At 72.7% G+C, this 24,958-nt stretch carries 23 protein-coding genes; 8 read left to right on the top strand and 15 right to left on the bottom strand.

Annotated elements, in window-relative coordinates; genetic code table 11:
* Window positions 1-41: 41 nt before the first annotated feature.
* The gene (locus WMF27_RS05655) at window positions 42-1,115 is read left to right on the top strand and encodes an AAA family ATPase (protein ID WP_437761274.1); all 1,074 of its coding nucleotides are present in this window, start codon (window positions 42-44) and stop codon (window positions 1,113-1,115) included.
* Window positions 1,115-1,747: a hypothetical protein gene (locus tag WMF27_RS05650; RefSeq protein WP_437769897.1), complete on the top strand. Its 633-nt coding sequence runs from the start codon at window positions 1,115-1,117 to the stop codon at window positions 1,745-1,747. The genes WMF27_RS05655 and WMF27_RS05650 overlap by 1 nt, the downstream gene beginning before the upstream one ends.
* Window positions 1,748-1,789: 42 nt before the next feature.
* On the opposite strand, the gene WMF27_RS05645 is transcribed toward WMF27_RS05650, so the two are convergent.
* The 3 genes from WMF27_RS05645 to WMF27_RS05635 all read right to left on the bottom strand — a co-directional run bounded on the left by WMF27_RS05645 (window position 1,790) and on the right by WMF27_RS05635 (window position 6,861).
* Window positions 1,790-2,854 carry a hypothetical protein gene (locus WMF27_RS05645; protein ID WP_437761275.1) on the bottom strand — a complete coding sequence of 355 codons (1,065 nt, stop codon included), beginning with the start codon at window positions 2,852-2,854 and terminating at the stop codon, window positions 1,790-1,792.
* Between the two features lie 87 nt (window positions 2,855-2,941).
* Complete coding sequence (locus WMF27_RS05640) at window positions 2,942-5,611, bottom strand: HEAT repeat domain-containing protein (RefSeq protein WP_437761276.1); 2,670 nt, start codon at window positions 5,609-5,611, stop codon at window positions 2,942-2,944.
* 149 nt (window positions 5,612-5,760) lie between these two features.
* Window positions 5,761-6,861 carry a hypothetical protein gene (locus tag WMF27_RS05635; RefSeq protein ID WP_437761277.1) on the bottom strand — a complete coding sequence of 367 codons (1,101 nt, stop codon included), beginning with the start codon at window positions 6,859-6,861 and terminating at the stop codon, window positions 5,761-5,763.
* 302 nt (window positions 6,862-7,163) lie between these two features.
* On the opposite strand from WMF27_RS05635, the gene WMF27_RS05630 reads away from it, so the two are divergent.
* Both WMF27_RS05630 and WMF27_RS05625 read left to right on the top strand, forming a co-directional pair.
* Complete coding sequence (locus WMF27_RS05630) at window positions 7,164-8,078, top strand: hypothetical protein (RefSeq protein WP_437761278.1); 915 nt, start codon at window positions 7,164-7,166, stop codon at window positions 8,076-8,078.
* Window positions 8,079-8,217: 139 nt separating this feature from the next.
* Window positions 8,218-9,141: a hypothetical protein gene (locus tag WMF27_RS05625; RefSeq protein ID WP_437761279.1), complete on the top strand. Its 924-nt coding sequence runs from the start codon at window positions 8,218-8,220 to the stop codon at window positions 9,139-9,141.
* Window positions 9,142-9,165: 24 nt separating this feature from the next.
* On the opposite strand, the gene purS is transcribed toward WMF27_RS05625, so the two are convergent.
* Complete coding sequence (gene purS / locus WMF27_RS05620) at window positions 9,166-9,414, bottom strand: phosphoribosylformylglycinamidine synthase subunit PurS (RefSeq protein WP_437532982.1); 249 nt, start codon at window positions 9,412-9,414, stop codon at window positions 9,166-9,168.
* 89 nt (window positions 9,415-9,503) lie between these two features.
* Window positions 9,504-10,466, bottom strand: coding sequence for a phosphoribosylaminoimidazolesuccinocarboxamide synthase (locus WMF27_RS05615; RefSeq protein ID WP_437744547.1), 963 nt, complete (start codon window positions 10,464-10,466; stop codon window positions 9,504-9,506).
* Window positions 10,467-10,593: 127 nt separating this feature from the next.
* On the opposite strand from WMF27_RS05615, the gene mdh reads away from it, so the two are divergent.
* Window positions 10,594-11,535, top strand: coding sequence for a malate dehydrogenase (gene mdh / locus WMF27_RS05610; protein ID WP_012233684.1), 942 nt, complete (start codon window positions 10,594-10,596; stop codon window positions 11,533-11,535).
* A 105-nt stretch (window positions 11,536-11,640) separates the two neighbouring features.
* On the opposite strand, the gene WMF27_RS05605 is transcribed toward mdh, so the two are convergent.
* Window positions 11,641-12,816, bottom strand: a complete 1,176-nt coding sequence (locus WMF27_RS05605; protein ID WP_437943916.1) for a hypothetical protein — start codon at window positions 12,814-12,816, stop codon at window positions 11,641-11,643.
* A 289-nt stretch (window positions 12,817-13,105) separates the two neighbouring features.
* Between WMF27_RS05605 and WMF27_RS05600 the strand changes: the two genes are divergently transcribed.
* On the top strand, window positions 13,106-13,579 hold the full coding sequence (locus WMF27_RS05600; protein ID WP_437761281.1) for an N-acetyltransferase family protein: 474 nt from the start codon (window positions 13,106-13,108) through the stop codon (window positions 13,577-13,579).
* A gap of 52 nt (window positions 13,580-13,631) precedes the next feature.
* Here WMF27_RS05600 and WMF27_RS05595 read toward each other — a convergent pair whose 3' ends face one another.
* From WMF27_RS05595 to WMF27_RS05575, 5 genes are all read right to left on the bottom strand, one after another.
* Complete coding sequence (locus WMF27_RS05595) at window positions 13,632-14,102, bottom strand: NUDIX domain-containing protein (protein ID WP_437761282.1); 471 nt, start codon at window positions 14,100-14,102, stop codon at window positions 13,632-13,634.
* Between the two features lie 59 nt (window positions 14,103-14,161).
* A complete protein-coding gene (locus WMF27_RS05590) occupies window positions 14,162-15,124 on the bottom strand; it encodes an HTTM domain-containing protein (RefSeq protein ID WP_437761283.1) in 963 nt (320 codons plus the stop codon).
* Window positions 15,121-15,669, bottom strand: coding sequence for a hypothetical protein (locus tag WMF27_RS05585; RefSeq protein ID WP_437761284.1), 549 nt, complete (start codon window positions 15,667-15,669; stop codon window positions 15,121-15,123). The genes WMF27_RS05590 and WMF27_RS05585 overlap by 4 nt, the downstream gene beginning before the upstream one ends.
* A 187-nt stretch (window positions 15,670-15,856) precedes the next feature.
* Window positions 15,857-16,195 carry a hypothetical protein gene (locus WMF27_RS05580; protein ID WP_437761285.1) on the bottom strand — a complete coding sequence of 113 codons (339 nt, stop codon included), beginning with the start codon at window positions 16,193-16,195 and terminating at the stop codon, window positions 15,857-15,859.
* Window positions 16,196-16,445: 250 nt separating this feature from the next.
* Window positions 16,446-17,012: a Uma2 family endonuclease gene (locus WMF27_RS05575; protein ID WP_437761286.1), complete on the bottom strand. Its 567-nt coding sequence runs from the start codon at window positions 17,010-17,012 to the stop codon at window positions 16,446-16,448.
* Between the two features lie 102 nt (window positions 17,013-17,114).
* Between WMF27_RS05575 and gpmI the strand changes: the two genes are divergently transcribed.
* Complete coding sequence (gpmI, locus tag WMF27_RS05570) at window positions 17,115-18,746, top strand: 2,3-bisphosphoglycerate-independent phosphoglycerate mutase (RefSeq protein WP_437761287.1); 1,632 nt, start codon at window positions 17,115-17,117, stop codon at window positions 18,744-18,746.
* Entirely contained in the window at window positions 18,747-20,207 is a 1,461-nt protein-coding gene (locus tag WMF27_RS05565) for a serine/threonine protein kinase (protein WP_437761288.1), read from the top strand.
* Window positions 20,208-20,225: 18 nt separating this feature from the next.
* On the opposite strand, the gene WMF27_RS05560 is transcribed toward WMF27_RS05565, so the two are convergent.
* From WMF27_RS05560 to WMF27_RS05545, 4 genes are all read right to left on the bottom strand, one after another.
* Window positions 20,226-20,765 (bottom strand): YkgJ family cysteine cluster protein, encoded by a 540-nt coding sequence (locus WMF27_RS05560; RefSeq protein WP_437761289.1) that lies wholly within the window; start codon window positions 20,763-20,765, stop codon window positions 20,226-20,228.
* A complete protein-coding gene (locus WMF27_RS05555; protein WP_437761290.1) occupies window positions 20,717-21,733 on the bottom strand; it encodes a peptidylprolyl isomerase in 1,017 nt (338 codons plus the stop codon). The genes WMF27_RS05560 and WMF27_RS05555 overlap by 49 nt, the downstream gene beginning before the upstream one ends.
* Window positions 21,734-21,799: 66 nt before the next feature.
* Window positions 21,800-22,552, bottom strand: coding sequence for a ribonuclease HI (locus WMF27_RS05550; RefSeq protein WP_437761291.1), 753 nt, complete (start codon window positions 22,550-22,552; stop codon window positions 21,800-21,802).
* Between the two features lie 179 nt (window positions 22,553-22,731).
* Window positions 22,732-24,831 (bottom strand): DUF4215 domain-containing protein, encoded by a 2,100-nt coding sequence (locus WMF27_RS05545; protein WP_437761292.1) that lies wholly within the window; start codon window positions 24,829-24,831, stop codon window positions 22,732-22,734.
* Window positions 24,832-24,958 lie beyond the last annotated feature (127 nt).

Here is a 24,958-nt window from a genome sequence, read left to right as displayed (position 1 = left end):
TCCTTGCTACCGGGCGAGCGGCTATGCTGGCGTCGATCTCGATGGACCGACCCTACGTCGAGCAGCTCCGCATCCAGGGCTACGGCTGCGTGCAGGACGCGACCCTGCAGCTGACGCCGCTGCATGCGCTCATCGGGCCCAACGACAGCGGCAAGAGCACGGTGCTGCGGGCGCTCCGCGCGCTCTCCTCCGTCCTCGAGCGGGCGCTCGGGGCGCCGTCGCAGGACACGCTCGGGCGCGCCGGCCCCGCGAGCAAGGCCCCGGACGGCGCCGTGTTCGAGGTGTCGGCGGCGAGCACGACGTGGCGTGTGGAGCTCGACGCCGGGGGGCGAGTCCGGTCCATGTCGTTCCCCAGGGATCTCGAGCCCCCTTCCCTGCTCGACGACGCAGACGGGGACGACGCGGGCGGCGCGCCCAGCCCGGAGCGCCCTGCGCTGGACATCGTCCAGGCGCTGCGCGGGGCCCAGATGCTCCGCCTCGATCCCGACGCGCTGAGGGCCCCGCACCCGCTCATCCCCGACGGGCACCCGCTCTGCTTCTCCGACGAGCGCGGCACGGGCCTGCCGGCTGTCTACGACGCCGTCATCAGCCGCGACCTGTCGGCGTACGTCGATCTGAACGAGGAGCTCACCCGCCTGTTCCCCAGCGTGAAGAGCCTCCACCTCGCCAACCCGAGCTCCACGACGAAGGCCATCGGCGTGAAGCTCGAGGGCGGCGCCGTGGTGCCGGCGTCGCTGATGAGCGAGGGCATGCTGTACTACCTCGCCTTCGCGGCGCTGCCGCACCTCGATCCGACGCCCCTGCTCCTCGTCGAGGAGCCCGAGCACGGGCTGCACCCCGCGCGCATCGCCGACGTGATGCGCGCGCTGCGCCTCGTCTCCGAGAAGACCCAGGTCCTCCTCGCGACGCACAGCCCGCTCGTGGTGAACGAGCTGCAGCCGGAGGAGGTCACGGTCGTCACCCGCGCGGGCGAGCGGGGGATGAGGGCCACGCGCATCCTGGACACGCCGGGCTTCGAGGATCGGGCGAGGGTGTACGCGCTGGGGGAGCTCTGGCTGAGCTACGCCAACGGCGGGGACGAGGCGCCGCTCCTCGGGGGAGGGCCGCGGCCGTGATGAAGGCGCCCGATCGGATCCGGGTCTTCCTCGTCGGCGAGGGCGAGAGCGAGCTGGGCAGCCGCGCCGGGGCGCCCGCCTTCCAGTCGGACAAGCACCCCGGCGTGCTCTTCACGCTGCTCTCCCGCGTCCAGCCGAGCGGATGGGTCGTCGGCGGCGCCCGCGAGTGGAAGAGCATCCGGAAGTACCAGGCGCGCGGCGCGGCCCACGAGGACACGCACCACGTGCTGGGCGCGGCGCTCGACGCGCAGGAGGCGGGGTGCGAGATCCTCGCGTTCGCCCGCGACATCGACCGCGATCCGGCGCGCCGCGAGGCGATCGCGGAGGGCATCCGGCGCGTCTCGTCGGCGCTGTCCTCGCCGCCCGACGTGATCGGCGGCGTGGCAGCGCCGGCGCTCGGAGGCTGGATCCTCGCGCTGCTCGGCGAGAAGGCGACCGAGGAGATGTCGCCCCTCAGGGCGCAGGCGATGCTCGCCGCGAAGGGCATGATGCCCGGCGACGGCGCCGCCATGGTGCGCGTGGCGGAGGACGCCGACCTCGACGCCGTCCCCCCGGACGCCACGTCGCTCGGCGAGTGGCTCGCGCGCGCGCGCGCGGTGCTGCCGCGGCGGGCAGGACGCGTCGTGAGGTGAGCGCTGACGCCCTCACGATGGAACAGCCATCGTCGGAAGGGGCTATCCCAGGAGTCGAAGCGTGCGAGCTGCTTCGGCGGCGACCCTCGCGCGTTTGTCCTTCACGAACGTCTCGATGAGAGGTCGATCCTGTTCGCGGCCGAACTCTGACAGTACCGCGAGGGCGCCGATGAGCTGCGCGGTCTGGCCGGAGGAGCTCGTGAGAATCGAGAGCGCGCGGTCGCGGTGGTCGACGCTCCTGTGGAGCTTGCGGAGGTAGCGCCGAGCGTAGAAGCGCACATTGGCGTTGCCGTCGAGGCACGCGGCCTCGATGCGATCAGCGTCTGCGCGCCGACGATACTCACGCAATGCCAGGAGTCGGAGCGACGGGCTGCGATTGTCCGCGAGCAGCCGAAGAAGAGGTTCCAGCTCATGTTGTGGAACGACGGAGAGCGCGGTCCGTCCTGCCCATCGTCGGACGGGAGGGCTCGCGTCTTCGAGGGCTTGAGCGAGGCGCGGGGTGAGCTCGTTCGGGAACAAGCGAGCGAGGTGGGTGAACGCGCTCAGGCGCAAGTATTGGTCTGGCGAACGGGTCGCGAGATCGAGCTCGGCGACGGCCGTGTCCGGGAAGCGGGACATGAAGCCATCGACGTCTTGCAGAACACTGGAGCGCGCGCCGCGTGGCGTCTTGATGACCATGTCGACGAGCGGGAGGCACCAGACCAGGTGCTGGACGCTCGAGGTTGCCAGCAGAGAGGCCCAGGCATCGCGCGCCTGTTCAGCGACCTGGGGAACGGGGTCGACGATCCGGTTCGCGACGCCAGCCAGCGAGATGGATTCCACTCGGACGGCGAGCGCAGAGACAGCGCGCTGGCGCAGGTAGCCGTCGCGCTGCATGGCGAGACAAACCAGGAGCGGAGTCGACAGACTGGAGATATCGAAGGGGAGCAGCGAAGAGAACTCGATGAGATCGAGACCGACCCTGGCGTAGGCTTCACGGCTGCGCAGGATCCGGTCGAAGTAGCGAAAGGCGCGCGCCCCGTCCCGCTCGAGGCGAGCTCGCAGGGTCGGGGAGTGCGTGGCGTCGTCCAGAAGCGCGTCCCGAACCAGCTTGTGAAGGCTGAGCATGCGTTTCGTTGGCCAACGAAGGAGAGAGCGGAGAGCGAGGGGCATCGCAGGCGGCCTGCCGACCCCCTGCCGGCCTTCAATTCTCGGTCAGCGGCGGCGGCACTGCGGCGCCGCGGAGAGCGCTGCCCTCGCCGCCTCGCGCAGGCCGTGCGGCGTGTCCTTGTCGAGCAGCGGCCTGAGGCGCGCGGGCAGATCCGCCGGGTGCACCGACCCGAGCGCCGCGAGCGCCGCCGAGCCGAGCCGCTGATCGTGCTCGCCGATCGGCGCCTTCGCCCGGAGCGCGAGCCGCGTCCACAGGTCGACCGAGCTCGCGTCGCACATCGCCCCGAGCGCGAGGATGGCCCGCGCGCGCACCTCGAGGTCCTCCTCCTTGTCCTCCGCCCGGTCGCGCACGGCCTCGATGTGCGCGGTCGCGCGGTGCGCGCCGAGGCCGTCGAGCGCGTGCCGGCGCACCTCGGGCGAGCTGTCGGCGAGCGCCCCGACGAGCGCCCGGTCGCCCGCCGGCGTCGCCGGCATCGCGCCGATCGCGAGCGCAGCGCCGCCCCGGATGAACGTCCACGGGTCCGAGGTGAGCCGCGCCGCGAGCGCCTCGGCCGCGCCGGCGGGCAGCTTTGCGCCGGCAGAGGCCGCGCGCGCGAGCGCCACGATCGCCGCCTCGCGCACGCGCGCGTCCGGATCGGAGGCCGCCGCGAGCAGGTCCTGCGCGAGCGACGGCACGTCCGCCGCGACCTCGGCCGCGCGGAGGCGCACGTGCGCGTCCGCGTCCTTCCGGAGCGACGCCCGGAGGTACGCCGCCGCCGGCGCCTCGCCCGCGCGCGCGAGCGCCGCGGCCGGCGCTTGCAGCAGGTAACGCCGCTCGAAGGGCGCGCTACCCGCCGAAGCGAGCGCCTGGAACGCCGCCCCGCCGCCCTTCACCCGCCCGAGCGCCGGCCCGAGCGCGCGCAGCAGATCGAGCTGCGCGTCCTCCGGCCGGGCGCGGAGCCGCTCGACCTGCACCTCTTCCTCGACCGCGGAAGCGGCCCGCTCGCTCCGCGCCGCCAGCGCGAGCGCGGCCCGGAGCTCCCTCCGCGGCGCGCCGCGCGCCCCGGCGAGGGCGTCGAGCAGCGCCGGGATCGCCTCGGCCGGCGCGACGAGCGCGAGCTCCCGGGCCGCCGCCACCCTGGCCGCGGCCGCGCCGGCCCTCACGATCTCCGCGAGCGCCGGCGCGGCCGCGCGCCCGCAACGGCGGATGCGATCGCGCGCGTGGTGGAGCTCCGGATCGGGCTCGTGCGGCGCGGCGCGAGCGGCGCGCCCCGGCGCGGCCGGTGCCGGCCCGGACGCGCGCCCCGCGGATGCCGCGCCGGGCGCGGGCTGCGCCGCCGACGCCGCGCCGGACGCCAGCCGCGCGGTGAGGAACGGGATCTGCCCCGCGCAGGGCGCCGTGTCGATCACGCCCCGGGCGAGCTGCCTGCCCGCGGGGTCGAGCCTGTCATAGCCGGCGATCGCCGCCTCGACCGCCTCCGGTCCGCCGCGCGCGAGCAGCGCCGCCGCCGCCCTGGATCGCTCGCCGCCGCCCGCGAGGGCGCCCACGAGCGCCGCCGGGCCCTGCCCGTCGAACGCCGTGCGCGCCGTGACCTCGGCGATCGTGACCCGCACCTCCGGCGCCGCGGGCGCGCCGCGGCCCCCCCCGGCCCCCGCCGGCGCGTACGCGTCGTCGAGCACGACGGCGATGCACGAGGCCTTGATCTCCTCGGGGAGCTTCACCTCGTAGCCGGCCGACTCCTTGAGCCACGCGTCCTCGGGCAGGCTCACCTGGAAGAGCCGGTCGGGCGTCGCCACGAAGAGCGTGCGCGGCGCGGCGCCGCCGTCGACGCCGTCGGGCGGCTTGATGCGCAGACCGAGGCCCGTGATCCCGACCTCGTCCGCCGACGAGAACGACACGAACTCGCCCCGGCCCGCGCCCGCCTTGCCCTCGGACCACGCGGTCCTCGGGTCGCCGTCGGCGATCTCCGCGAAGCGCTTGCCGACCGCGCTCGACGCGGCGGTCGGGCGCAGCAGCCGGAAGGCGGCCGCCGCCGCGTCGGCGTCGCGGCGCTCGGCGACCACCTTGCCTGCGGCGCGCCGCTCCTCCGCCGAGAGGTTCTGGAAGCTGGCCCCCTTCAGGAGCGTCATGGTCCGGGGATCGACCTCGCTCGCGCCGACCAGCGCCGGCCGCCCGCAGAGGGTCACGTCGTCTCGCAGCTGCCCGACGAGCACACGGCTGCCGCTGCCGAGCGGCTCCACGACCACGGCGTCGCTCCGCCCCTCGCCGTGCTCCCCGGTCGCGACGCCGGTCCAGCCGCTCCAGAGCACGAGCGGCTCCGTCCCCTTCCCCGCGAGCGGCGCCGCGAGCAGCATCACCCAGCTGCCGCTCGCGCCTTCCGCCGCGCCGGCGCCCGCCGGCTTTCCCGCCGCCGGCGCCTCGATCTTGGCGAGGCGCTTGCCGTCCGCCAGGGTGACCGGCACGACGCGCGCGCCGCCGAGCAGCGGCGCCACCTCGGACGGCACGGCGAGGACCTTGCCGCCGTCGGGCGCGCACGCCCCCGCAAATGGACAGGCGCGGGCAGTGACCCCGCCCGGATCGATGCGGACAGCGAGCGCCTGCTGGCCCGCCGCCTGAGGGAGCACCACGGGCGCGGCCTGCGCGGCGGCGCTGCCACCCACGGCCGCGGAGGCTGCGATCACCCCGGCCGCGGCGCCAAGGCGAGGCCGCCGGAAACGAAACGGCGATCTGGACATGCGCGCCATCCTAATCGCCCGGCGCGGCGAGACCGCTCGAGAGTTGATCGAGAGTTGACGCCTCGAGCACAGCGCCGCTCCCCCCGGAGCGGCGCTGCGGCGCGTCGTCCTGGTGGGCCCGCCGCGCCCGGCGGGCCCGCGCGCCCTCGCTACTTCGGCGTCTCCGAGGCGGGGATCCAGAAGCCGCCCTCATCCGGCGGCGTCATCCCGAGCGCCTTCGGGAGCACGTTGGTCCAGCCCGCCACCGTCTCGAGCAGGTAGATCTCCGCGCCGGCCTCGATCTCGCCGATCGGCTTCTCCTTCTCGTCGCGCCGCGCGCGCACCGGGATCGCCCTCGTCGCCTTCACGATCGGCGGCGCCTTGTCGAGCGCCAGCTGCGCGCCGGCCACCGCGGTCGTCGGCGGGATGTACTGGTCCATCATCTCGCCCTTCTTCAGCGGCTCGAGATCCTTGAGGCGTCCCCAGGCGTCGATCGTGAGGTCGCCCCGCGACATCAGGTGGACGAAGCCGGACTTCGCCTCGGTGCTCCAGAAGAGCTGGGCCGTCCCCTCCAGCATCCGCAGCGTGAAGATCACGTCGCCGTCCGGACGATCGAAGAGCTCGATCGTCGACGTCTTCATCAGGTACCCGCGGGCGCTGCCGGGGATCTCCATCTTCGTGGAGACGCCGCGCTGCAGCGCGAAGGCGTCGCACGGGGCCGAGGCCTTCGCCGTCTGCCTTTCGGACCCGGAGATCGAGAGCTCCGCGCGCAGCGAGTCGCCGGTGGCCGCGACGAGCTTCACCTTCTGCGCGCTCGAGATCCAGACGTGCCCGGCGATGACCGGGATGTCGCGCGTCGTGAACACCGAGACGTCCGAGGGCGCGATGTAGCCGTCGATCCGCAGCGCAGGCGAGCTGTCCGACGTGCTCAGCCGCGCGCGGCCCGCCGCCGGATCCGCCGGGATCGCGCTCAGCGTCATCGGGACCAGCGCGCCGGTGAAGCCCGCGACCGTCCTGCCGCCGCTCGGCGCGTCATGCAGCCGGGCGCCCTTGGGCACCGGCGCCGTCCCCTTCAGCTTGCACGCCGGCCCCGACACCGCCTGTCCGATCGTCGCGGTCGCCTGCGCGACCGCCCCCGTCACCTGCGCGGCCGACACCACCACCTGGGCGGGCTCTGCCTTCGCCTCGGAGACGGCCGGCGTGCCCGGGAGCCCCGCGCAGAGCACCCCCCCAAGAGCCAGAAGACCGAGTCCCAGAACGTTGCTTCTCATCCACTTCCTCCGACACAGGCCGGCAGCCCCGCTCGCGCGGCGAGCCCGAGCGCGGTCGCTCCTGTCGAGTCTCCCTGGAACCGCCGGCCTGCTCTGCGCGGCGGCGCACTGCAGGGCCGCCCGGCACGCCGAGCCGCCCCTGCCGTTGGTCGGATCATCCTAGCGGATCATTCAGGCCTCGCCCGAGAAAGGTCCTCCACCGCAGCGCTTCGACCGTTTCGGGTGTATGGAGCAGGGCGCCCGACGCGGCACGCGCCGGGTCGCCCGGCTGGACGGTACCTACCTCCCCGGGAAGCCACGCCATGCACGGATTCGATCTCGCCTTCGCCTCCCCTCGCAAGCTCCCACGCGCCCGCGATCTGCGCGGCAACGTCGCCGTTCTCGACATCGCCTTCGCCTCGGAGGCGGGGGGCAAGAGCTTCGAGACGGTCACGCTGCCCTTCATCCAGGACCTCGGGCCGCGGCTCGCCGCCTGGGTCGACCACCACGACAGCGCCCACCACGCGCGCTTCGCCGGCGACCCCCGCTTCGTCCTGTCGACCAAGGCCGAGCACGGCGCCTGCCCCGAGATGATCACGCCGGAGCTCGTCGCCCGCGTCGGGCGCGTGGACACCCTCGTCTGCCACGTCGACTTCGACGGCCTCGCCAGCGGCGCGAAGTGGATGCGCGGCGGCGTCGAGCCCTACCCCGGCTGCGACGACGACGCCCGCGCCATCGACACCCGCATCGGCGTCCCGGGCCCGGCCGCCACCCGCATGGACCGCGCGCTCCGCGCCCGCCCCCGCGATCAGGCCCTCTTCGGCCTCATCGTCCGGCACCTCGCGTCAGGCCTCTCCGACCCGTCGCTCTGGACTCCCATCGACCAGGCCGGCGCCGAGCTCGCCACCATGGAAGCCGAGACCCGCCGGATCGCGCTCCGCTACGAGCGCGTCGAGCCGGGCCTCGTCCTCGTCGACGCCTCCCAGCGGGGCGGGGCCTACGACAAGACCCTGCTCCTCCTCATCGGGCAGGAGCGCGCGCCCATCTCCGTCGTCGTCGACAACGACAGCATCACCTTCGCCGCCCGGTTCGACAGCGGGGTGAACTTCCTCGAGACGTTCAAGATCTCCGGAGGGATGCCGACCCGCATCTCCCTCCAGCGCTCCCGGCTCCAGGAGGCGCTCGTGGCCCTCGGGGTCAAGGCGACCGACGCGAGCCGGCTCGCCGCGACCCCCTGAGCCCCTCCTCACAGCGCTCCCGCCGACATCGTTGACGCTGTGGGCCTCGGCTGCTACGGGGCATTGCAGATCTGCAATTTTCAATTCTGCAATGAACATCTGATCCGAGGCGTCACGTCTGCGCCGCGCGCGAGGGGGTATGGCAGCGACAAACTTGTCGTCGACGGCGAGCAGCGGTGTCGACGAGCTCCTGTTCCGGAACGACTCCGTCTCGCTCTGTCTCCTGGTCAATCGACGGCACCGGACGCTCCGCATCGTCGACTTCCGCGCGGGACCTACGCCGTCCAAGCGGAGCTTCGTCCTGTCGACCGCCAAGCGCGAGGGGGTCGAGAAGATCTTCACGCTGGTCGAGCGCGACGAGGTGCCGACGTGGACCCGTCTCGGGTTCACGCGGGAGGGGTCGATCCCCGGCTTCTACAAGCGCAGCGACGCCTGGATCCTCGGGGCGGTCGTGTCCGAGATGACGTCGCGGCTGCGCACGAGCGGCGACGGCGAGGAGGGCGGCGAGGGAGACGACGTCGCGGCCTCTCCGGGGGTCCTGCTCGCGGAGCGCACGATCGCCCGCGCGAGGCGGCTGCTCCGGGAGGCCGAGGGGCGGCCGCTGCCCGCGATCAAGATCGCGCCCGCGAGCGGCGTCGAGCTGCGGCGCGCGGTCGCGGCCGCGCAGCGGGCGGGGCGGGCGCTGACCGGCTTCGAGCCGTTCGGGCGCGACGCGGTGCGGACGGGTTACGTGCTGTCCGCGCGGGGCGGCTTCACGCTGCACGCCGCGTGGGAGATGCAGTCGTGCTTCGGCAACTCGTTCCTGGAGATCCTGTGCCCGCCGCGCCACGAGGCGGAGCGGCTCGCCACGACGGCCGCCATCGGCGCGCTGTGCGAGCGCCTCGTCGAGGAGAAGGCCGTGAGCACGTTCACCTTCGCCCCCGCGGACGACCAGGAGCTGTGCGCCGCCCTCCTCGCGAACGGCTTCCGCCGCTCGGCCGTGCTGGCGCGGCACCTCGTCGTCGGCCGCGCCCGCAAGGACGCCATCCTCTGGGCGAAGAAGCTCGTCGCGCCCGAGGCCTGAGCCGCCGGCCCCGCGGGGCGAGGGCTACGGCGCGATCGTGACCTCGTAGTCCTCGATGACGGTGTTGGCGAGCATCTCGTCCGCCATCTTCTTCAGCCGCTGCTCGAGGTCGGGCGCGCTGCCGAGCGAGGGGTCGAGCTCTATCTCGATGAGCTTGCCCACGCGCACGCCCTTCACGCCGGGGAACCCGAGCGAGGTGAGGGCGCGCTTCACGGCGTCGCCCTGCGGATCGAGGACCTCTTTCTTCAGTCGGACGTTGACGACGGCTTTCACTGGCTTTGCTCCACGCGCTCTTCGCGCGACGCGATGGCGGTGCGCACCTGCGCCCCGCGACGATTCATGGGGGCGCGGCCGCGCCCGCCTCACACCCCCAGGTTGCGCGGGATGCGCACCGCCGGGTCCTCGAGGTCGGGGACGAACGCCGCCCCGGTGATCCGCTCGAACGCCTCGATGTAGCGGCGGGACGCCTCGATCCGGACCTCGTCCGGGATCGAGGGGATCGGCCCGTCGCCCTGGAAGCCGCGCGCGGCGAGCCAGCGGCGCACGTACTCCTTGTCGAACGACTCCGGGTCCTCGCCGGCCGCGAAGCGCTCGCCGTAGGACGAGGCGAACCAGAAGCGGGACGAGTCGGGGGTGTGGATCTCGTCGATGACGACGATGTTCCCGTCCCGGTCCTTGCCGAACTCGTACTTGGTGTCGACGAGGATGAGCCCCTGCTCCGCGCACGCGCGGGCGCCGTGCTCGAAGAGCGCGAGGGCCATCTCGGCGGCGGCGTCGAAGTCGCGCGGCGCGATCGTGCCGAGGGCGAGGATCTCCTCGCGCGAGGCGGAGAGGTCGTGCCCGCCCTTCGGCGCCTTGGTGCTCGGCGTCAGGATGGGCCGCGGCAGGCGCTCGTTCTTGCGGAGGCCCTCGGGGAGCCGGTGGCCGCAGAAGACGCGCTCGCCGCGCGCGTAGTGCGTCCAGATGCTGGTCGAGGTCACGCCCGTCACGTAGGCGCGCACCACCATCTCGACCGGCAGGGGCACACACTCGATCGCCTCGAGGACGTTCGGGTCGGGCTGGGAGATCATGTGGTTCGGGGCGACGCTCCGCGTGCGCTCGAACCAGAAGGCGGACAGCCGGTTCAGCACCTGGCCCTTCAGCGGCAGCGTGCCGAGCACGCGATCGAAGGCGCTGATGCGGTCGGTGACGACGAGCAGGCGGCGGCCGTCCGGCGTCGTGTAGCAGTCCCGCACCTTGCCCTCATAGCGGGCGAAGGGGCCCGCGAGCGAGGTGCGCTCGAGCACCCTGCCGAGCGCGGTGCGCAGATCGTCCTCGGTGACCATGGGGCGCGGCTTACCCGGGCTCGCGGGCCGAGTCGACAGGTTTCGAAGGCGCCGGCCGAGTTCCCTCCCCCGCGCTCGCCTGGAGCCCCGTTGGTCTCCGGCCGGGGGGGTGGTAATAGGGCCGCCCATGGCAAACCGAAGAAAGATCGCCCTCATCGGCGCTGGCAACATCGGCGGGGAGCTCGCGGCCCTCATCGCGCGCAAGGAGCTCGGGGACGTCGTGCTGTTCGACATCCCCCAGAAGACGGACTTCGCGAAAGGCAAGGCGCTCGACCTCGAGCAGAACGGCGCCGTGCTGGGCTACGACGCCTCGATCAAGGGCACCTCGAGCTGGGCGGACTGTGCGGGGGCCGACGTCCTCATCGTCACGGCCGGCATCCCGCGCAAGCCGGGCCAGAGCCGTGACGACCTGGTCGCGACGAACCTGCCGATCATCCGCAGCGTGGCGGACGGCGCGAAGGAGCACTGCCCGAACGCGCTGGTGATCGTCATCTCGAACCCGATCGACGCGATGGTCTACGAGTTCAAGCGCCGCACCGGCTTCCCGCGCGAGCGCGTGCTCGGCATGGCGGGCGTGCTCGACAGCGCGCGCTTCCAGCTGTTCCTGGCGCGCGAGGCGAACGTGTCCGTGAAGGACGTGCGCGCGATGGTCCTCGGCGGCCACGGCGATGACATGGTGCCCATCCCGTCGGCGTGCACGATCAACGGCGTGCGCGCGACCGAGCTCATCAGCAAGGAGAAGCTCGACGCGCTCATCGCGAGGACGCGCAAGGGCGGCGGCGAGATCGTCCAGCTCATGGGGACGAGCGCCTACTACGCGCCCGCCTCGAGCGCCGTCGCGATGGCCGAGAGCTACCTGCTCGACCAGAAGCGGCTGCTCCCCGTCGCGGCCTACCTGGACGGCGAGTACGGCTACAAGGACATCTTCATGGGCGTGCCGGTCATCCTCGGCGGCAAGGGCATCGAGAAGATCGTCGAGCTGCCGCTGACCGCAGAAGAGAAGGAGATGCTCGCGAAGAGCGCGAAGAGCGTGCAGGGCATCACCGACGTGGTGAAGGCCTCGAGCTAGCGCCGGTCGCGCGGCGCGCCGCGCGGTACGAAGAGCACGCGCGCCAGGAGCGGGAGGGAGAGGAGAGGGCGAGGGGCTCTCCCTCTCCCTCGGCGCTTCAGCGGTTCACATCACACCGCCGCAGAGGCCATCCAGCACGGCCGTCAGCTCGCGCCGGGGCTCGCGGGCGAGCTCGCCGGGGCTCGCGCCGCCCGCCGGCACCTCGGCGGCCGCGTCGCCGTCCCCCGCAGCGATGTCGCTGATGCGCTGGCAGATCAGGTTCATCATCTGCCAGCCCTCGGTGAGCGCACCCCGCAGCGGGCCGAGATCCAGGCCGGGGAAGCCCTTCAGAAGGCTGTACCCGAGCTTGAAGTGCTCGGCGTCCACCTCGGCGTGCGTCGCGAAGTAGTCCGAGTCGGGGAAGACCTGCTGGGCCGCCGTGAGGAGGACGTCGGCGCAGCGCTCGATGACGAAGTGGACGAGGACCGTCCGCTCCTCGGTGGACGCCGAGCCCATCCGCTCGATGAACCAGGACGACGCCGCGGCGATGCCGCGGTCCCAGGACGGCGAGCTCCGCGGGTCGTGCATCCTGGAGAGCCTCCGGTTGTGCCCGACCTCGTCGGCGAGGTGGCGCTCGGCGATCGCGATGGCCCCGGGGTGCGACTCGAAGACGACCCTGGCGCACAGGACCTTCTGGAACGCGTTCGACCAGATCTGGAGCGCGCCGAGCATCCGCCGCTTCACGTCGTCCCGGAGGGCGCGCTCGGACCGGATGAGCCGCATCAAGGGGCTGCCCGCGAACTCCCGCGCGTGGACCTCGTTCTCCTCGACGAGGGCATCCACGGGGGACACGGCGCGATCCGGGGACGCCTCGTCCGCGCTGTCCCCCCGCCCGAGCGCCGCGCACAGGCACGGCGTGTCCCAGCGAGGCTCGCTTTCGTCGAGCTCCTCGAGATGGATGGATATCGCGGAGAGCCCGTCCGGAGCGCCGCCCACGAGCCCCTGCAGCCCGCCGGGGGGGACCATCACGACATCTCCCGCCTGGACGCTGCGGGGCGAGCCCCCGATGACCTCGCCCGAGCCTTCGGTGACGACGATCATGCCTTTGCCGAGGAGCGCACGAGGCCTGAGCGGCTGACCTTCGAGGAGGCGCACCCATCTCAAGGACAGGCGGCAGACTTCGGGCAGGTAAGCCGAGAGCTCCGAGTGTTTCCGGAGTTCCTTGAACAGCCCCAGCAGGGTGCGCTCATCCGCCTTGAGAGACTCGAACGCGAGGATGTCGGCTGTGTTGACTACGCGCATCTACACGGTCCTCCGGGTCGACATGATGGTGCGTCGACTCTGCACGGCTTGATCGCTTGTGTCTAGATCACACGCGGGCATGAAGGCGAATCGTGCGGGCCTGAAAAGGGAGAACTCCCGCGGTTCTTTTCATTCACGCTTCCCGCTCCCTGCGCCGCTGCTTCTCGGCATCTCTATTATTCTGCTCGTCTGTTTCTCTGCCCCTCTGCCTCGCTACCCGGCTCCTGCCGTGATTCCGTGATCGCGTGATTCCGTGCGGGACCGCCGTGTGTTGTGCCAGGATGCGTGCATGAGCCAGCCGCAGCTCGTAACCGCCATCCGCCGCGCCGCCGAGGCAGATCTGCCGGCGATCGTCCATCTCTTCTCGATCCCGGACGAGGGCAACGCGAAGACGGACCACCCCGGCCCGCCGCTCGATCCGCGCTACCGCGAGGCGCTCGCCGCCATCGCGGAAGATCCGAACAACGCGCTGCTCGTCGCGGAGGTCGAGGGGCGCGTCGCCGGCGCGTTCCACCTGACCATCATCCAGTACGTGGCGAGCCGCGGCGCACGGGTGGCGCAGATCGAGAACGTCATCGTGGACCCGAGCCTGCGAGGCCGCGGGATCGGCGAGGCGATGATGCGATGGGCCATCGACGAGGCGCGGCGGCGGGGGTGCTTCCGGGTGCAGCTCACCTCGAACAAGGCGCGGCGGCGCGCGCACCGCTTCTACGAGCGGCTCGGCTTCGTGGCGAGCCACGAGGGGATGAAGCTGAAGCTGTAGACGCGAGCAGCCGCGCGGCCAGCGGGATCGCCACGGCGCGGGGGGCGCCGCCTCAGCGGCCGCTCACGAGGAGCGGCTCCCCCTCGGCCCCGAGCAGCGACAGCGGGAAGACCTGCGCTCCGGCCAGCACGTCGCGGCAATAGAGCTCCACGTCGGGGCCGCGCAGCGGCAAGGCCGCGAGCTCGTCCAGCGTGACCCAGCGCGCCTCGAGCGAGTGCTCGTCCGGCTGGCTCTTCGGGGGCGTGGCGTCCCGGGGGCGCGCGAGGAAGATCACCCGGAAGCGCGCCTGCCAGGGGCCCGGGCTGTGCTCGATGCGCAGGATGCCCTCCAGCTCCACCGGGACGCCGGTCTCCTCGAGCGCCTCGCGCCGCGCCGCGTCCGCGAACGTCTCCCCGGGCTCGACGCGGCCCGCCGGCAGATACCAGAGCTGGTCGTGCTTGCGCTCGTGCACGAGGAGGAACCGGTTCCGGTGCCTCACCAGCACCACGGCGAAGCACCAGGTCGGGATGGCCGTGCGCGACATGATCGAACCTGCGACAGCTTACCCGGGGGCGCCGTTCGCCAGAAGGGGGGACGCGAGGATCACCCCGGCGCCGCGCCAGCCGGAGCCGCAGGCCCGGGGGGCTCGCTCGGCACCGCGAACGCGGCGATGGTGAGCACCGCCATGAGGGCGCCGAACACGAGGAGCCCCATGAACAAGGCGATCCCGGCGTGCAGCGCCACGGTGGCGACGACCCAGGGCAGCCGGGTGCGGCGCGGCCAGATCAGGAAGCCATAACCGATCTCCACGAGCAGCACCGTCCACCCGGCGACCGCCGCGAGCCAGGGGGCGCCGGCGAGCCACGAGAGGTCGAACTGCCGGTATTCCGGCAACATGACCGAACGCCAGATCGCCTCGCCGTCCCACCATGACTCGCCCGCTGCTTTTCCCAGCCCGCTGACGAGGTAAGCGAACGAGAGGTGCAGCTGCGCCACGCGCAACCCGAGCCGGGCTGCCGGCGTGGGCCCGCCCCGCGCGCGCCCGAGCCGGCGATCCATGGAGAAGGCGGCCTCCGAGGGCATCCAGAGGAGATAGAAGAGAAAGATGGTGGCGAAGCTGTCCGCGCCATAGACGGTGGAGCTCGCCGTCGCCACCAGCATCAGGTGGGTGAGCCACGCCAGGAAGGCCGCGGCCCTCGTGCACCAACCGGCCAGGAGCGCGGCGAGGGCCACCACGTAGATCACCCCCGTGCCCAGGATGACCGGATCCTCCCCGATCCCGAGCGGGGCGAGGAGCTCCACCGCCCAGCCGATGCGCGGCAGATCGGCCCTCGCGAACACGTCGCGCAGAGGCCCCTGGAGGATCCCGGACCGGCCGTAGAGCTCGAAGAGCGCGGGCGCGACGAGCGCCGCTTGAAGCAAGAGCACGGCCGCGAGCCCGATGCGGAGGGCCGCGAGCGGCGCCGCCGAGGCCGGCGCCAGCGCGAAGCGCTCGATCGCGCGGAGGACGCGCGCGGGCTCGCGGCCTGCGGCCGCCCCGCGGAGGCCGATCGAAGGGTCCTTCACCGCGCGCCCCCGCTCGCCTCTCGCGAGGTCCGGAGCTTCGAGCGGATCACGAACTTCGCCTCGTACTGCAGGTTCCAGCTGGACCGCTTCCCCTCCCGGTACTCCCGCATCGACGGCAGATCGCACGTCTCCAGTCGGACGAGGACGCCCTCGGCCGCGGCGTGCCTCGCCAGCACCTTGCCCGCCCACGAGGCAGCGATCGAGCGCTGGATCGCCGGATCCTCCACGTTCAAGAAAGGCGTGATGAGGTTCAGTATCCGGATCTCCGTCTCGCGGCTTGCGCCCGACTCGAGGGCGTCGATGAAGGTCGCGCCGCCGGCACCCGAGACGTGAAAGCTGGCCCTGGGCAGCGGGGTGATGCTGTCCGCGAAGAAGGCATAACCGCTCTCGGCCCCGGAGAGCGCGCCGTGAACCGCGAGCGCCCGCGCCAGCCAACCGTCTCCCTCGGGATGGATCTGGAGAGCCCCCATGACGACGAGGCCTAGATGGCCCACGACGGCGACCAGGGCTGCGGCGTGACTCCGGCTGTTCCGCTTTCCCTCCATGCTGCTCTCTCCGGGTGTGCCCGCCTGCGAGCGCCCGCGAACCTGACCGACGAGAGCGAGACGGGGAGAGAGCCGCCCGTCCCGCTCTCCTGCCGCGGCGCCGGCGCCCTCAGCGATCCGCCCTGCCCCCCCTCGGGCGTCCGCCGGCCGAGGGGGCGAGGCCCCCATCGGACCGCCGCCGGTCATGTCACCGCCAATGCCCGTACCAGAGACCATGCCAATGACCATGCCAGTGACCGTGCCAGTGACCATGCCAGTGACCGTGCCAGTGACCGTGCCAGTGACCATGCCAGTGACCATGCCAGTACCCGTGCCAGGGCCTGTACCAATGACCATACCAGGACGCGTACCAGGGCCGCTGGCGTGCAGGACGAGCGTCGGCTGCATCCGCGGCGACGGGAGCTCGTGTCTCCGCCACGAGGACGAGCTCCTCGACGGGCGTCGTGGGTGCGGCCGAGGCGAGCTGCGCTGCCCCGAGGCATGCGAGCGGCGCGGCCAGCATGCCGATGATGTTGATGCGCTTCATGTTCATCCCCCCGTGTGAAGGCTGCTCATGACGAGCGCCGAGCATGGCCGAGCGTCCTCAACACCCATGCAAGCCGCACGCCCCGGCTGCATCCGGCGGACGGTCGTCGCTTCCGCGATCTCGGGGTGACAATCACGACAAAGCGGAGCTCACGCACCTTGCTCGGCGCGCGCCGCTCGGGCCCCCGAGGGCGCGGCTCGACGCCGGCCGGCGACGGCAGATCCTGCGCTATTCCTGCGCTATTCCTGCGCTACTCCTGCCAAAGCACGCCGAGCTCGATCTCCACGGCGTCGAACGGCGTCGCGCGCACGGTGACGTCACCCTCCCACACGCCCACGCGCGCGAACCGCCCACCGTCGCTGCGGTAGACCTCCAGGAGCCGGAGCCGCGGGTCGATCAGCCAGTAGTGCGCCACGAGCTCGCGCGCGTAGATTTCCATCTTGTCGCGGCGATCGAGCGCCTCGGTGGACGGCGAGATCACCTCGCACACCCAGTCGGGCGCGAGGAAGATCGCCGCGTTCCGCATCGGGATCTGCGGCATCCGGTCGCGGCGCCACGCGGCGATGTCAGGGATCACGATGTCCGGATCGGTGCCGAGGTGCAGCTCGGGCTCGACCAGCAGCGCCCACCGGCCAGGCCCCTTGATGCCCCGACGAAACGGCAGGTACAGCTCGCCCGCGAGCACCGACGTCACGTTGCGGGAAGACACGGAGGGCCGCGGCGTCGCGTGGAGGACGCCGTTCAGGACCTCCGCCACCTGGTTCGGCGGCGTGTCAAGCACATCCTGGTACGTGGCGCGACGGGCGCAATCGGACATGGTCGGATGTTAGCATGCACGCCGCGCGCGGCGGCTCGCCCGGCGAAAATCCGTGAGCAGCCCCCCTCCGATCGCCGCGGGTTCGTTGTAGATTCCGCCGCCATGAGCGAAGCAGCCCCCTCCCCCACGCAACGCCCCCGTCCGCTCGTCCTCTGCATCCTCGATGGATTCGGCGAGCGCGAAGAAAAGGACCAGAACGCGATCGCCCTCGCGGCGATGCCGAACCTCGACGCGATCAAGCGCGACTCCGAGAAGACGCTGATCGGGACGAGCGGCCCGGACGTCGGGCTCCCGGTGGGGCAGATGGGCAACAGCGAGGTCGGCCACCTGAACTTCGGCGCGGGGAGGATCGCGCTGATGGACATCTCGCGCATCGATGTCGCGATCGCCGAGAACAAGCTCGGCTCGAACGAGATCATCGACCGGACGTTCCGGATCGCGCAGGACCGCAAGTGCCGGGTGCACCTCTTCGGGCTCGTCTCCGACGGCGGCGTCCACTCGTCGCTCGACCACTTCCTCGCGCTGATCAAGCTCGCGAAGTTCCACGAGGTGCCCCTCGTCCTGCACGCGTTCCTCGACGGCCGCGACACGCCGCCGAAGAGCGCGTGGGGCTACGTCGAGAAGATCGAGGAGGCGCTCCAGGGCATCGGCGTCATCGGCACCATCTCGGGCCGGTACTACGCCATGGACCGCGACAAGCGCTGGGACCGCGTCATGAAGGCCTACACCGCGATCGTGCGCGGCGACGCGCCGCGGGCCGACACGGCGTTCGACGCGATCCAGCAGTCGTACGCGGCCGGCAAGACGGACGAGTTCGTCGAGCCCGTCCGCATCGGCGACTATAACGGCATCAAGGGCGACTTCGTGGCCGACTTCGCCTCGCAGGAGCCCCGCTGGGAGTGGCAGGGTGAGGAGGTCGGCCTCTCCGTCAACTTCAGGCCCGACCGCATGCGCGAGATCTCGGCGATGCTCACGCGGCGGAACCTGCCGCCCGAGGTGCTGGAGCTCCTCTCGGACCGCGGCAAGCCGGTCTTCGCCTTCCAGGAGAACTGTTACAGCGGCATGACCGAGTACGACGCGGCGCTGAAGCTGCCGGTCGCGTTCCCGAAGGACGAGGTGACCGAGTCGTTCCCCGAGGTGATCGCCCGCGCCGGGCTCACGCAGCTCCGGTGCGCGGAGACCGAGAAGTACGCGCACGTCACGTACTTCTTCAACGGCGGCCGCGAGGAGACGTTCCCTGGCGAGGACAGGAAGCTCGTGCCCTCGCCGCGCGACGTCGCCACCTACGACAAGAAGCCGGAGATGAGCGCGGCGGGCGTCGCGAACGAGGTCGTGGCCGCGATCAAGAGCGGCAAGTACGACTTCATCCTGGTGAACTTCGCGAACCCGGACATGGTCGGGCACACCGGCATCCTCGAGGCCGCCATCCACGCCAACGAGGCGGTCGACAAGGGGCTCGGCGCCATCGGGGACGCCGTGCGCGAGGCCGGCGGCGCGCTGATAATCACCGCGGACCACGGCAACTGCGAGCTGATGAAGGACGAGCACGGCAACCCGCACACCGCCCACACGCTCAACCCGGTGCCGCTCTACTACCTGAACAAGAACGACCCCGGCATCGTGCTCCGGTCCGGCGGCCGCATCTGCGACGTGGCGCCGACGATGCTCGAGATCCTCGGCCTCCCGCAGCCTGCGGCGATGACGGGGCGCACGCTCCGCGTCCGACAGCGGTAAGTGGGCGCCGACCAGAGGCAGCTCGGCCCGTACATCCTGCGCGAGGCCGTCTCGTCGCGGGCGCTCACCGTGACGTACCGGGCCGAGCACGCGGGGCTCGGCCGGGCGGCGCTGATCAAGACGCTCAAGCCCACGGTGTCGGCCGCGAGCGCGTTCGCGGCCGGCCTCGAGCGCGAGGCGAAGATCCTCGCGCGCATCCGGCACCCCAACATCATCGACATCCACGACTTCCAGCGCGACGAGGACCGGATATGGCTCGTGCTGGAGCCGCTCTCGGGGCCGACGCTCGCGGCCCTGTGCGCGCGCGCTGGCCGCCTCGACGAGGGCGCCGCGGCGGCCATCGCGCTGGAGATCGCGCGCGGCCTCGGGCACGCGCACGAGCGGGGCGTCGTGCACCGCGAGCTGCGCCCCGAGCGCGTCATCGTCACGCCCGCGGGCGGGGTGAAGATCCTGGAGTTCGCGGCGGCGTCCGACGGCCGGCTCCCCTCGGTGCCAGAGCCGTTCGAGGGCAGCGACACGTTCGCGCGGCCCGACTACATGGCGCCGGAGCAGATCCTCGGGGCGGAGCCCGGGCCTCAGGCGGACGTGTTCGCGCTCGGCGTGGTGCTGTTCGAGATGCTCACCGGCGTGCGCCCGTTCGACGAGCCGAAGGCGGGGCCGGAGGATGCCAATCCTACGTCGAGCCGCGCGTCGAGCCGCGCGCCCGGCGCGCCGCGCGAGCGCGACGAGGACCGGTGGGCCGAGGGCAGGGCCGTCGCGCACCGGATCCGCAACGCGCCGCCGCAGCCGCTGCGGGGGCTCGTGCCCGACGTGTCGCGCGGCCTGGAGCGCGTGGTGCTCCGGTGCCTCGAGAAAGAACCGGAGCAGCGCTACGAGAGCGGCCGCGCCGTCGCGGACGCCCTGGCCGAGGAGCTCGCGGAGCGCGGCCATCCGCAGCCGCGCGCGCTCATCGCGAGGGCCCTCGCGGCGGCCAAGCTCGGCGGCGACGAGCCGCCGCCCGCGCAGGCGCCCTCCGCGCGCCCCGCGGCCGAGCATCGCAGCGCGCCGTCGCTCGCGCCCGACGTGGCGCGGCTCGTCGGCGTCTTCGCGCTGGTCGTCGCGGGCGGCGCGCTCATCGAGCTCGGCCTCCGCCAGCACGACGCCGCGGAGCCGCCCAGCGCCGAGGTCCAGCAGCCCGGCGGGCGCTCGGAGGAGCGCGGCTACCTGAAGGTCCTCGCCAGGCCGTGGGCGGAGGTCGTCATCGATGGGGAGCTCATCGACGTGACGCCGATGGCGCGGGCGATCCCGCTCCAGGCCGGGCGGCACTACGTCACGTTCCGGCACCCGAACGCGCCCGAGGAGAAGCGCACGATCACCGTCTCCGAGGGGCAGACGGTCACGCTCGACGTGAGCATGCGGCTCGATCGCAGCGCGATCGACGCAGGCGCGCCGCCGGTGGAGGACAGGGACGCGTCGCCCTGACGGCGACGCCGGCCGCGCCTACACGGCGCCGCCCGCCGCCCCCGCGTCGTTTGGGCCCCCCGCGCCACCCTCGCCGCCCGCGCCGTTTGGGCTCCCCGCGCCGCCCGCGCCTCCCTCGCCGCCCGCGCGGCGGCGGAGCGCCTCGAGCGCGAGGAGCGGCCGCTCCCGCTTCTCGTGAAGCTCGCCGAGGCACGCGCCGCTGCCGCGCTCGAGCGCGCGGCAGCAGTCGGGGCGCACCTCGTAGATCGAGCACAGGAAGCGGCCGTGCTCCGCGTCCAGCGTGAGCGCGGCGCAGCGGCCGTCCTCGATGCGCATGTAGCAGCGGTTGCCGATGAAGCGCGTGAGCCCCCGCGCGCGATCGTCCATGCGATCGTGGTCGCAGCCGAAGACCCGGACGTACTCCGGCAGGGCCGAGAAGCAGCAGGTGCCGCACGCGGTGCACTCGGGGACGACCGCGCCCCCCTCGCCGCGCGCGCCGCCCGCGCGCGCCGCCCGCTCGCCCTTGCGCGTCAGAGCCGGACCTCCACGTGCGTCCCGCGCTTCAGGTCGTCGAGCCACTTCTGCTTGGCCTTCGTCATGATCTCCGCCTGCAGCCGCTGGAAGACCTCCGGGCGAGCCGCCTCGAGCGTCGTGAAGCGGGACGGCTGGCGGCTCAGGAGCTTCATGACCACGAACGCGTCGCCCGCGCGCATCGGCCCGGTCACGCCGCCCGGCTCGATCGCCATCAGCGCGGCCTCGAGCTCCGGGGCCATCACCTCGCGCTGGCCGGTCACCGCGGCCTGCGTCCCCTGCGGCGCGCGGACCCCGAGGTCGCCGCCCTCCTCGCGGGTCGCGGTGTCGTCCGAGAACTGCCGCGCGAGCGCCGCGAAATCCTCGCCGCCGCGCGCGCGCTCCGCGAGCGCCACGGCGAGCGCGCGGCGCTCCTCGACCGCCTCGGCGCTCGAGCCGGGCAGGACGCGCAGGACGATCCACGCCGGGTGGTAGTCGCGCCGCCGGCGCTCTTCGCGCACCAGCCGATCGAAGGCGGACCGCACGTCCTGCTCGGTGATGCGCACCCGGCCCTTCACCCGGAGCTGCAGCATCTTGCCCTCGAGGATCTGCCGGCGGATCTCGTCGCGGTACTCCTGCTCGGTGAGCCCCGAGCTCGCCCGCGCCGTCCGGAACAGCTCATCGACCGTCATCTGCTCCGCGGCCGCGATGTTCCGGAAGGCGTTCTCGATCTCCTCGGAGCTCACGCGGATATTGGCCTTCTCGGCGGCCTGGCCCTCGAGCTCCTCGTCCACCATCTTCTGGAGGAGATCGCGGAAGACCTGCGATTCGGCCGCCGCCTGCTGCGCGCCCGGCGGAACGCGGGCCTGGATCTGCAGCAGGAAGGGGCGAGCCCGCTGCCGCAGATCCGAGAGCAGGATGGCGCGATCGCCGACGACGGCGACGATCCGCTCGCTCACGACCGCGTGGGCGAGCGGCGAGGCGAAGGCGGCGGCGGCGACGAGCCCGGCGAGGGCGAGGCGGAGCGAAACACGCATCGCGCGCCTCTACCACTGGGCCCCAGGCGGTTCCACGCGTTTCCGGCCCCGCGCGGCCCGGATGGTTCAGCCGGAGCCGGGGTACACCGTCCGACGGGAGGCGCGCTCGCGGACGGCCTCGCGCGCGAGCGCGTCGGCGCGCTCGTTGAGCAGCACGCCCGCGTGCCCCGGCACATACACGAGGCGCGCGCGCGGCCGCGCGGCGAGCGCGCCGCGCAGCGAGGCGATGAGCTCGGCGTTCGCCTTCGCCTTCCACCCCTTCTGGAGCACGCCGATCGAGTACTGGCTGTCCGTGTGGATGACGATGGGCCGCCCCGGCTCGTCCACCTCCTCGAGCGAGCGGAGGATGGCCGTCAGCTCGGCGATGTTGTTGGTCGCATTGCCGAGGAACTCGCTGCGCTCGATCCGCCGGCCGCCGTCGATGATCACCACGCCGAGCCCCGCGGGCCCCGGGTTCCCCGAGCACGCGCCGTCCGCGTAGACGATGACAGCCCCTTCCGGGACGGGCGCCGCGCCGGCCTCCCCCCGCGCCGGCGCCTTGCGCTGCGCGCGCCCGGCCGGCGCCGGGGCGGCCGCGCCTCCCTCGGGCTGCTCGCCGGCGCGCGCCTTCACGACCGCCTCCGCAGGCCCACAGGTGTCGTCGGGCAACACCTTCGGGTCGACCACGGTCAGGTTGTCGGCGCGCGCCTTGTACCTGCGGCCGTCGTGCGGCTTGTAGCGGATCTCGACGCCGCCGCCCTCCTCCGCGACCAGGGCGCCGGCGGCGTCGGCGCGAGCGTAGACGGTTTGACCTCGAAGCGATGCGCGGACCCAGGGCACGAGCGCACCCTGGCATGGATCGAAGGCCGCCGGTACGGGAGACCACGCCTGGCGAGCCCGGCCGATCGGGCCGGCCGGGCGCGGCCGCGCCTGCCCGCGCCTACCCTGGTTGCAGCCCTCGCGGCGCGCGCGGCGGACAGCGTGGCTGGCGGCGCGCGCGCGGCCGCGCCGCCCTGCGATCACGGGTCGATGCAGAGCGCGAGCGACCACGCGGTCAGCGTACCGGAGTCGGACCCGGCGTCGTCCCCGACCCGGAGCGTCCACGTGCCGTTCGCCGGCCCCGAGAGGAAGGCCGCGAACGACGACTCGGGGCGGAAGCAGCCGCGGAACGGCGCCATCGCTCCCGTGACCGCGGTCGCGCAGCCCATGTCGAAGACGGTCCTCCGGTAGTTGTCGCCGGAGCCGCCGTTGTCGCTCGACACATCGACCGTCGCGCCAGCCGGAGAGGTGAGCGAGATATCGAGATCTCCGTCGAACGAATGCACGATATCGAGCTCGAGCGTCACGCGCCGGATCGCGCCCCTCGAGACGACCGGGAGGACGCTTACAGCGACCGCGCGATCCGTGACGGTCTTGGGGATGTCCGTGGACGACTGCACCCACAACACCTGCCCGGGCGAACACGCGCCGATGGCATCGTCGCAGCCGAGCGCGCAGTCCGGGTCGGCGCAGTCCGTCTCGCCGTCGAGGTCGTCGTCCGCCGCGTCGCTGCAGTTGCGCTCCTTGGAGTACGTGCACACGCTCGGCGTGCCCCGGCAGGTGTACCGCGCTTCCACGACGCAGGCCGCGCTGCAGCCGTCGCCGCTCGACGTGTTGGCGTCGTCGCACCCCTCGACGCCGTCCCGCACGAAGCCGTCGCCGCACCTCGCGAGGCGACAGGTGATAGGACAGCCGTCGGCGCTGTCGGCGTCGCCGTCGTCGCACGCCTCGCCGGCCTGGATCACGCCGTCGCCGCAGCCGTCGAGCAGGCACCCTGGGCTGCAGCCGTCGCCCGCGTTCCGGTTCCCGTCGTCACACGCCTCGACGCCGGCACGGACGAACCCGTCCCCGCACACGGCGCGCGCGCAGCTCGTCGTGCAGACGTCGGTGTTGCTTGCGTTTCCGTCGTCACACGCCTCGACGCCCGCGCGGACGAACCCGTCCCCGCACGAGGCGGCGACGCACGTGGTGAGGCACGCGTCCGTGGTGCTCGTATTGCCGTCATCACACGCCTCGGCGGCGGCGTTGACCACGCCGTCGCCGCAGACCGGTGCGGCGCAGGTGCCTGCCGAGCTGCACACGTGGCTCAGGCAATCGCGCCCGACGGCGCAGCGCATTCCGGCGGCGCACCCGACGCACGCGGGGCCGCCGCAGTCGATATCGGTCTCCGCCCCGTTCCGGGCGATGTCGGTGCACGACGGGAGGCACGTCGTCCCTGAACAGCGGCCGCCCAGGCAATCGCCGTCCGCGGCGCACGCCTTGCCGGTGGCGCAAGGCGAGCACGCCGGTCCGCCGCAGTCGACGTCGGTCTCCGCCCCGTTCGTCGCGCCGTCGGTGCACGACGACGCGCGGCACCTGCCGTCCGCGCAGATCCCGCTCCGGCAGTCCGCGCCGGTGAGGCAGGCCTCGAGATCCGCGCACGGCACGCAATCCGAGCCGCCGCAGTCGACGCCGGTCTCGGCGCCGTTCATCGCGCCGTCGCCGCAATCGGGCGCGACACAGCTGTTCTCGACGCAGATGTTGCTCAGGCAATCACCGGCGACGAGACACTCGACACAAGCGCCGTTCCCATCACAATAGCGCGCTCCGATCGCGTCGGGCCCGCCGCACTCCGTGGTCGCCGGCGCCGGGAGGTTCTTCGGCGCCCCGGCGACGCACACGTCGGCCGAGCACGGGTCTCCGTCGGAGAAGGTGTCTTGGTCGTCGTCGAGCTCGATCACGGCGCCATGCCCGTCACAGACGCGCGCCTTGCAGTCGCCCAGGACCTGCTCGCCCGCGGGCTTTCCCCGCGGCGCGGCGTCGAGGGCGCACCGGCCGCCTTCGCAGGTGCGCAGCTGGCACGCGCCGTCGACCCCGGGGCAGTCCGCGGCCGTGACGCAAGGCGCTCCGCCTCCGCCGCCTTCGCCTCCGCCGTCCTCGCCGCCTCCGCCGTTCCCGCCGTTCCCGCCGTCGCCAACCTCCGGCCCCGGCGCCTGCCGGGGACGAGCGCAGTCGACCGCTGTCAAAGCAGCAGCGATGACGAGCGGCGACAGAACCTTCGTGAACGGAGCGCTTCTGAAGAGGTCCGCTCGCACTGACATCTCGATTCCTCCGCTTCTGGCGGGAACGGCGACGTCCCCTCAAGGCTCGATCCGAGCCTGACGGACGCGCAGGCGGTCGATCATCGGCGCACTAGACTGATATGGAATCGAGAGGACGCCAGCAGCC

Origin of the sequence: Sorangium sp. So ce281 (assembly GCF_051527395.1) — a bacterium.
Lineage (GTDB): Bacteria > Myxococcota_A > Polyangia > Polyangiales > Polyangiaceae > Sorangium > Sorangium cellulosum_B.
The sequence above is the reverse complement of the archived record's forward strand: the minus strand, read 5'-3'. Positions and strand labels throughout refer to the sequence as shown.